Source organism: Hymenobacter frigidus, assembly GCF_014640435.1.
Taxonomy (GTDB): Bacteria; Bacteroidota; Bacteroidia; order Cytophagales; family Hymenobacteraceae; genus Hymenobacter; species Hymenobacter frigidus.
In genome coordinates, this window is record NZ_BMGY01000046.1 from 22,147 (window position 1) to 30,383 (window position 8,237).

General features: G+C 60.3%; 7 protein-coding genes. 6 read left to right on the plus strand and 1 reads right to left on the minus strand.

Annotated features, from left to right (window positions below; all coding sequences use genetic code 11):
* Positions 1-90 precede the first annotated feature (90 nt).
* From IEW17_RS17470 to IEW17_RS17480, 3 genes are read left to right on the plus strand one after another with little or no spacing between them, the layout of a single operon-like run.
* On the plus strand, positions 91-1,929 hold the full coding sequence (locus tag IEW17_RS17470; protein ID WP_188563346.1) for a tetratricopeptide repeat protein: 1,839 nt from the start codon (positions 91-93) through the stop codon (positions 1,927-1,929).
* Positions 1,922-2,704, plus strand: coding sequence for a lipoprotein insertase outer membrane protein LolB1 (gene lolB1, locus IEW17_RS17475; RefSeq protein WP_188563347.1), 783 nt, complete (start codon positions 1,922-1,924; stop codon positions 2,702-2,704). Before IEW17_RS17470 ends, lolB1 begins: the two co-directional genes overlap by 8 nt.
* Before the next feature lie 26 nt (positions 2,705-2,730).
* Positions 2,731-4,314, plus strand: a complete 1,584-nt coding sequence (locus IEW17_RS17480; RefSeq protein WP_229749096.1) for a murein hydrolase activator EnvC family protein — start codon at positions 2,731-2,733, stop codon at positions 4,312-4,314.
* 233 nt (positions 4,315-4,547) lie between these two features.
* Here IEW17_RS17480 and IEW17_RS17485 read toward each other — a convergent pair whose 3' ends face one another.
* Positions 4,548-5,492 carry a GAF domain-containing DNA-binding protein gene (locus IEW17_RS17485; protein WP_188563348.1) on the minus strand — a complete coding sequence of 315 codons (945 nt, stop codon included), beginning with the start codon at positions 5,490-5,492 and terminating at the stop codon, positions 4,548-4,550.
* A 275-nt stretch (positions 5,493-5,767) separates the two neighbouring features.
* Here IEW17_RS17485 and tatA point away from each other — a divergent pair, with 275 nt between their 5' ends.
* From tatA to gatA, 3 genes are read left to right on the plus strand one after another with little or no spacing between them, the layout of a single operon-like run.
* Entirely contained in the window at positions 5,768-6,103 is a 336-nt protein-coding gene (gene tatA / locus IEW17_RS21380; protein WP_188563349.1) for a twin-arginine translocase TatA/TatE family subunit, read from the plus strand.
* An 18-nt stretch (positions 6,104-6,121) separates the two neighbouring features.
* The gene (locus IEW17_RS21385) at positions 6,122-6,574 is read left to right on the plus strand and encodes a Sec-independent protein translocase subunit TatA/TatB (RefSeq protein WP_188563350.1); all 453 of its coding nucleotides are present in this window, start codon (positions 6,122-6,124) and stop codon (positions 6,572-6,574) included.
* A 28-nt stretch (positions 6,575-6,602) separates the two neighbouring features.
* Complete coding sequence (gene gatA / locus IEW17_RS17500; RefSeq protein ID WP_188563351.1) at positions 6,603-8,030, plus strand: Asp-tRNA(Asn)/Glu-tRNA(Gln) amidotransferase subunit GatA; 1,428 nt, start codon at positions 6,603-6,605, stop codon at positions 8,028-8,030.
* Positions 8,031-8,237 lie beyond the last annotated feature (207 nt).

An 8,237-nucleotide genomic window follows, 5' to 3' on the forward strand; every position in this document is an offset into this window, starting at 1 on the left:
AGCAGCGACGCGGCCTTCTGGTGGAGGCCGCGTCGTTGGCTTATTACCCGTAATTTCGTGAGCCGGGCCGCAAGTCCGGTTTTATTATATATGCGTCAAGTTGTTCTGAGTCTGCTGTTTTGGTTGGGGCTGGCGGCCGTGGGCTACGCGCAGCCTACGGACGGCGCCCCGACGGCACCCGCCAAGCTGAGCCGCCGCGAACAGCGGGAACTGGAAAAAGAACAGCGCGACACCAACAAGAAACTGGCCGAGGCCAAGGCCCGCCGGGCCGAAGTGCGCGGCGGTATGAGCGTGCAGGCCTCGGAGCGCGAGCGCGAGCAGAGCGAGGCCCTGTTTGTGGATGGCGTGAAGTATGTGCTGCTCGAGGACTACACCAAGGCCTTGGAGCGCCTGCTGAAAGCTTACGCCCTCAACCCCGACAATGCGGCCATCAACTACAAGATAGCCGAGGCCAATATGCTGGGCGGCAACCTGCGCGACGCGGCCAATTACGCCGATGCCGCCACCCGGCTCGACCCGCAGAATGCCTACTATTACCTGCTGCTGGCCCAGATTCAGGCCAGCCAGAAGCAGTACGAGGCGGCCACCAAAACCTACGCGGCCCTCATCAAGCAAGTGCCTAATTCCGGGAGCTACCTGTTTAACCTGGCCGACCTGTATTTGGCCCAGAACAAGCTTCCTGATGCCTTAATCACGCTGGACCAGGCCGAAAAAGAGTTCGGGCAGGTTGATGAGATTTCTTTCAAGAAGCAGCAGATTTTTCTCAAGCAGAACAAGCTGGACCTGGCCCTGGCCGAGGGCGAAAAGCTCATCAAAGCCAACCCGAGCGAAGCGCGCTACGTGCTGGCCCAGGCCGAGATGTACGCCAGCAACAACCGCCTGGCCGATGCCGTGCTAGTAGCCCGGCAGGCCCTGCGCCTCGATGCATCCAACCCGCAGGGTCACCTGATTCTGGCCGAAGTGTACCGCCAACAGAACCTGCCCGATGAGGCGGCTCAGCAGCTGAGGCTGGCTTTTGCCAGCCCGGCGCTCGATATTGATGAGCGGGTGCGCATTCTGGTGGGCTACATCAAGCAGCTGCCAAATCCCAAGGAAGCGGTGAACCAGCTGGCCCGTGACCTGGCGGCGGCCACCGTCAAAATATTCCCCAAAGAGGCGAAGTCCTACGCCGTGGCCGGCGACATTCAGACCCTGACCGACCAGAAAAAGGATGCCCGCAATACTTACCTGCAGGCCCTGCGCTACGATAATTCGAAGTTTCAAATCTGGCAGCAGGTGGTGCTGATTGATGCCGAGCTGAACCAGACCGATTCGCTGCTCGTGCACACAGACCGCGCCCTGGAGTTATTCCCCAATCAGGCCTCGCTGTGGTTCTACAACGGTGTGGCGCATTTGCTGAAAAAACAGCCGCAAAAGGGCGTGAAAGCTCTGGAGCACGGCCGCAAGCTGGTGGTGAACAATACGGAGCTGCTGAGCCAGTTTGATGCCCAACTGGGCGATGCCTACCACGAACTGCGCGACTATGAAAAGTCGGACGCCGCTTACGAAGCATCGCTGCTGAGCGACGCCAACAACGTGCAGGTGCTGAATAATTACAGCTACTTTCTGTCGTTGCGCGGCGTGAAGCTGGATAAAGCCAAGCAGATGTCGGGCAAGGTGGTGAAGCAGTTTCCCGACAGCGACACCTACGTAGACACCTACGCCTGGGTGCTGTACAAGCAGAAGGACTACGCCGGGGCCAAAGCCAGCCTCGAAAAAGTGGCGCAAACGACCAAAGATGCTTCCGTCATCGAACACTACGGCGACATCCTGTTCCAACTGGGGGAGAAGGAAAAGGCGCTGGCCGAATGGCAGCGGGCGCGCAAAGCCAGCGGCCCCGCTTCCGATTTGCTGGACCGCAAACTGAAAGACCAAAAACTGTATGAATAAACTCACTTTGCTGCTGGCCCTGGCCCTGGGGCTGCTATTGGGTAGCTGTGCCCGCAAAGCCGTGCCTACTACTTCGGGCAAAGGTCCCGGCACCTCGGTATCGGTGGCCGAGCCCTTGGTGCGCGCCACCAATACGTCCTTTACCTTCTTGAGCGCCAAAGGCAAGGCTCAAATCACCATGAAGGGCGAAAAGCAGGGAGCCAACATCTCGCTGCGCATGCGCCGCGACAGCATTATCTGGGTGACGGCCGGCCTATTGGGAATTGAAGGTGTGCGGGCGGTGCTCACCCGCGACTCGGTACGGGTCCTCAACAAGCTGGAAAAAACCTACTTCACGGGCGGCTACGACTACCTCAGCAAGCTGCTGAACGTGCCCGTGAGCTTTGCCCAGATGCAGGCCCTGCTGCTGGGCGACTACCTGCCGGCCCCCACCGGCACTACGCCCACCGTAACCAGCGAAGAAGCCGGCCGCCAGCGGGTCGTCTACCCACTGGCGGGCGTGTTGGTCGAGCGCATTTTGCAGGCCACCGGCCGCGTGCAGCAGTTGAAAGTGAGTGATGATGCCACCAAGCGCAACCTCATCGTGGACTACACCGATTTCAAGCCTTTGGAGCAGCAGGCCGACATCACTTTCGCCCATGCCACGCTCATTCAGGCCCAGCAGGCGGCAGCGGGGGTGGTCACGGCTGCCCTCAACTATACCAAGGTGAACGCCGGGCGCGAGCGACTGGCATTTCCCTTCACGGTGCCCAAGGGCTACAAGCGCCGGAAATAATGAGCATACTTTAGGACCGGTACGCGTTGGATAAGCAGGTACGAACGGCTGGTAGAAAGAAGTGCGGCGCGGGCCAGTCCCGTGCGGGCCTGGCGAGTGGGCGCTGGTGGCTGGTGGCCCTGCTGGGGCTATTGCTGGCGGCCCCCGTGGTAGCGCAGCAGCGCCCTAAAAAGAAAACGACGACGACGACGACGACCACGAAAGCCAAGCCGTCGAAAACAACCAGCCGCAGCACCCGGCCCGCCACCTCGCGCAGCACGCGGCCCAAAAGCAAGGCCCAACTGGAGCGCGAGCGCCGGGCCAACCTGCGCCAGATTCAGCAAACCAGCCAGGCGCTGGACCAGACCCAGGCCCGAAAGAAGGTGAGCCTGGGCCAACTCAATGTCATTACGGCTAAGCTTACTGAAAAAAAGCAAGTCATCCGGGGGATTTCGACCCAGCTGCATGGCATCGAAACCAATGTGCACCAAACAGCCCGGCAAGTGCTGCAAACCCAGCAAACCCTCAGCCAGCTCAAGGCCGAGTATGCACGGCTGCTCTACACGGCTTCCAAAACGGCTAGTGGGTTCAACCGGCTGATGTTTCTGTTTGCGGCCGAGTCCTTCAACCAGTTTGCGCTGCGGCTGCGCTACATCCGGCAATACACCGAGGAGCGGCAGCGGCAGGCTGCCCGCATCGTGGGGGCGCAGCAGCGCCTGCACCAGCAGCTTTCGGGCCTCACGCAGCAGCAGCAGCGCAAAAGCAGCCTGCTCAGTACCCAGTTGAGTGAAAACAAAAATCTGCTCACCCTGAAGTCGAAGGAAGATGACATGGTACAGCAGCTCAGCCAGCAGGAGCAGGGCCTGCGCCAGGAGCTGGAAGAGCGCCGCCAAGCCATCAATCGTCTCGATAACCTGATTGCGGTGCGGGTGCGCGAAGAAATAGCCCGCGCCGCCCGCGCTGCCCGCCTGGCCGCCCGGCGCGAAGCTAACCTGGCGGCCGCTGGTGCCGCGCGCCGCACCGCTGCGGCCCGCAACGCTGGGGGCGGCGGCCCCACCCGCCCGCGCCGCGACCCCGAAGCCGTGGCCAGCAACACGGAAGGAGCCGAGGACAACACCACCGCCGCCCCCGAAAACGACGCCCCCGAAACCGTTGCTGAAACGGCCGCCGACCGCCGCGCCGTGCGCATTGCCCTTACGCCCGAAACGGCAGTGCTCTCCTCGTCTTTTTCCGGCAACCGGGGCCGGCTGCCCTGGCCCGTGAGCCGCGGCTTTATCAGCCAGCGCTTTGGGCGGCACCCGCACCCGGTGCTGCGCAACGTGACCGTGGAGAACCGGGGCGTGGACATTCAGACCGGGGCCGGCGAGGCCGTACGGTCTTGTTACGACGGCAAGGTGCTCACCATCGCCAACATCGCGGGAATGAATACCATTGTCATGATTCAGCACGGCGACTTTTTCACGGTGTATGCCAAGCTGCGCTCGGTGAGCGTGCGCGAAGGCCAGCGCGTGAGCGCCCGCGAAGTCATCGGCACGGTGGCTACCGATGCCGAGGGCACCTCCGAAGTGCAGTTTCAGGTGTGGCACAACTCGGCCAACCTCAACCCGGAAAACTGGCTGGGCCACCGGTAATTGTCCTGGACGACTGGTTTGGCTGGGGCAAAAAAAAACCCGAACCAAAGGTGCGGGTCTTTCTGAGCTATGAAAACAAACTTAGTTGTCGGGTGCGAGGGCTACTAGCAACTTGCAACCGATAACTGGTGCAAAAATGGGGAATTCTACGCCTTTATCGGTAGCAACTCGATGAATTGGGCTACTGGCGCGGTGAATGCCTCATTTGACGGGATACGATGTTGAAGAGGCGCCTAAATCATATTTAGCCGGGCCAACAAACCAGCTTTGTAGGAACTGCCAATGGGCACGCGCACCGGGGCCCGGTTAGTAGCGGTGGGCAGGCCGCTATCGAGCACGGCGGCGTCGGTTTCAATGGCGCTGATGCAGTCGAGGCGCACGATGTACTTACGGTGTACCCGGATAAAATCACGGCTTGGCAGCTTGGGTTCGAGGTCCTTCATGGTACCGTACACCGTCAGCCGCTCGTGGGTGGTGTGCAGGTTCACGTAGTCGCCCAGGGCTTCTAAATAATGCAGGTCGGCGGTAGCCACGCGCACCAGTCGCTGGTCTTGCTTCACAAAGATTTCGTTACAGTTGCCGGGGTGCAGTTCCTCGCCAGCATTATTGGCCATGCGCAGCACGCCTTCCATTCGCTGGCGTTCGTCTTCCAACTGCAGGCGCATGCGGCGGAGCTCCAGCTGAGCTGTCACCTGACGAGCCAGCACGCACAGGCCCTCGCGTTGGTCTGAGCTCAGCCGCCGGGGAACAGTATCGAGCACACAGAGCATGCCCAGGGTGAGGCCTTCGGACGAGAGCAGGGGCGCACCGGCATAAAAGCGGATACGCAGGGGGCCGGTTGTCAGCGGGTTATCGGCAAAGCGCGCATCGAGCGTAGTATCCGGTATTTCGTACACGTTGGCGACGTGCATGGCATGCCAGCAGAACCCGTGTTCACGCGGTGTCTGCTGCATGTCAAGGCCCACCCTGGCTTTAAACCATTGGCGCTCCTCGTCAACCAATGACATCAGGGCCATGGGGGTGCCGCAAATAAAGGATGCCAACTGCGCCAGTTCGCTGAAAGCCTGTTCCGGATTGGTATCGAGGATATTATAGCTGTGTAGAACCTCCAGCCGTTCCGGTTCGTTGGCTTGGTGCAGGCTCGGGAATTCTTGGGTGGGGGTGGTAAGGTCTTTCACGGCGAATCAATAGAGTAGCGTTCCCAGCGAGCCTGACTATAACGAATAAATCTAAAAAGAATTACGATAACAAAGCTAATCTATCACCCTGGCTGTGTATGGGCTGGTCCTGTTCAACGCAAGCGGATACCCGACCAACACCATCATTTTGCCTGTCAAACCCCGGCTTCATGATTCAAAGTCTTCCCATCGGGTATCTTTGGCACTCCAAAATGCATTCGGCTGCGTATATCTTTTTTTAATCACCATAACCGGGCCCGAGTGCCCCCCTTCTCATGCTTCATTCTCTGTTTCTAATTGGCAGCTTCGGTACCACCGAAATCCTGCTTATTGTATTTGTCATTGTGCTGTTATTTGGGGCTAAGCGTATTCCTGAGCTATTCAAAGGCATGGGTCAGGGCGTGCGCGAGTTCAAAGATGCCAGCAAAGTAGAGGAGCCGCAGTACCGCGACCAGCCCACGGCTCCGCCCGTGCAGCCGCCTTACCAGCAGGGCCAGCCGCAGCAAGGCTACCCACAGCCCGGCTACCAGCAAGGTGCCCCGCAGCAAGGCTACCAGCAGCCGGTGCCGCCCGTATTCAATCCCAACGACCCTTCTAACCAGCCGCGCTAGATAAGCGCCTTCTGCGTCATGCAAACTCCCCTCATTCTCTTCCTCGGCGATATCGGTGGCTCTGAGCTCATGCTGATTATGGTCGTTATCCTGATTTTTTTCGGGGCCAATAAAATCCCTGAGCTAGCCCGGGGCCTCGGCAAAGGCATCCGCGAATTCAAGGATGCCAGCACCGAAATCCGCCGCGAATTCGAGCAATCCGGCCAGCCGGCTCAGACCAACTATGCGGCCCAGAATCAATATCCGGCTCCCCTGCCCACGCCCGCCGTGGCGGAGGCCGGTTCGGGTTTCGACCCGTGGGCAGTCGCTCCGGTAGCAGCCGCTACGGTGGTCACGGCGGAGCACGCTCACGCCTCCGAGCACAAGGCTGAGGAAACCACGCCGCCCGTGGCTTATTCGCTGCCCCCTAACTTGGCCCCCGAAGGCACGCAGCCCCGGCAGCCCTACCTGCCCGCGGCCCCCGACGCCTAACGAATCGGTCACCTAATCTGCAAATAGTTTGAAGCGTTTTCAGTCTTTATCCGAAGTTCGTAACGAGCTGGCGGCGGGCAACACGTCCTGCCGCCAGCTCGTTGAGTATTACCTGGGCAACATCGAGCGCCAGCAGCACCTCAACGCCTTTCTGGAAGTGTGGGCCGACGAAGCCCGTACCCAGGCCGACGCCGTGGATGCCAAGCTGGCCGCCGGCACGGCCGGGCCGCTGGCCGGCATGGTCATCGGCATCAAGGACGTGCTGGCTTACGCCGGGCACTCGCTGCAAAGCAGCAGCCTGATGCTAGACGGTTTCAAATCGCTTTATACGGGCACGGCCGTGCAGCGCCTGCTCGACGCCGATGCCATCCTCATCGGTCGTCAGAACTGCGACGAGTTTGCTATGGGCGGCTCGAATGAAACCTCTTACTTCGGCCCCGCCCGCAACGCCGCCGACCCTGACCGGGTGCCCGGCGGCTCGTCGGGCGGCTCGGCGGTGGCCGTGCAGGCCGATATGTGCCTGGCCTCGATTGGTTCCGATACGGGCGGCTCGGTGCGTCAGCCGGCGGCGTTCTGCGGCGTTATCGGCTTCAAGCCGACGTATTCACGCATTTCGCGCTACGGCTTGGTGGCTTTCGCCTCGTCGTTCGACCAGATTGGGCCCATCACCCGCTCGGTTTCCGATGCCGCGCTGCTCTTGGAAATCATGGCTGGCCCTGATGGCATGGACAGCACCGCCAGCCAGCGCGAAGTGCCCGCCTACAGCCAGCAGCTGGCCCCCGCGCCGCACTACCGCATCGGCTACATTGCCGATGCTGTGAATAACGAAGGGCTGAATCCCGAAATCAAGGCGGCGCTGGAAACCCAGCTGGACTTGCTGCGCGGCCAGGGCCACGTAGTAGAGGCGGTGGATTTCCCCTATCTCGACTTCATGATTCCGACCTATTATATCCTCACCACCGCCGAAGCCAGCTCCAACCTGGGCCGCTTCGACGGCGTGAAGTACGGCTACCGTGCCCCGGATGTCACGGATTTGGAGTCGCTCTACAAGAAAAGCCGGGCGCAGGGCTTCGGGGCCGAAGTGCAGCGGCGCATTCTGCTCGGCACCTTCGTGCTCAGCGCCAACTACTACGACGCCTACTACACCAAGGCCCAGCGCGTGCGCCGGCTGATTAAAGACAAAACTGACGAGCTGTTGCGCCAGTACGATTTCCTGGTGCTGCCCACGACGCCAACCACCGCCTTCAAAATCGGCGAAAAGCTGGACCCGGTTTCCATGTATTTAGCGGATATCTTCACCGTGCAGGCCTCGTTGGCGGGCGTACCCGCTATTTCGGTACCGGTCGGGGAGGACGCGGCGGGCCTGCCCATTGGCTTGCAGGTGATGGCCGGGGCGTTCCGAGAGGCGGAGCTGCTGGCGTTTGCCAGCGCTCTGACGGAAGAGGTGGTCGCTTAGCCGAATACGATTCTTGATTTTCCTTATGCCGCTATGTTATAAGCCTTTGCTTATGGCATAGCGGTTGTTTTTTAGACTAAAGGTGTGATGAACTCAACCTCCCAGGGAGGCATTGGCTGAAACGCGGGAGAGCCAATTTTGCTGCTTTAAGTAGCCACGCATAAGTAACGGTGAATAATTGCGTGGTATTTTTGGCCTATGTTAGCT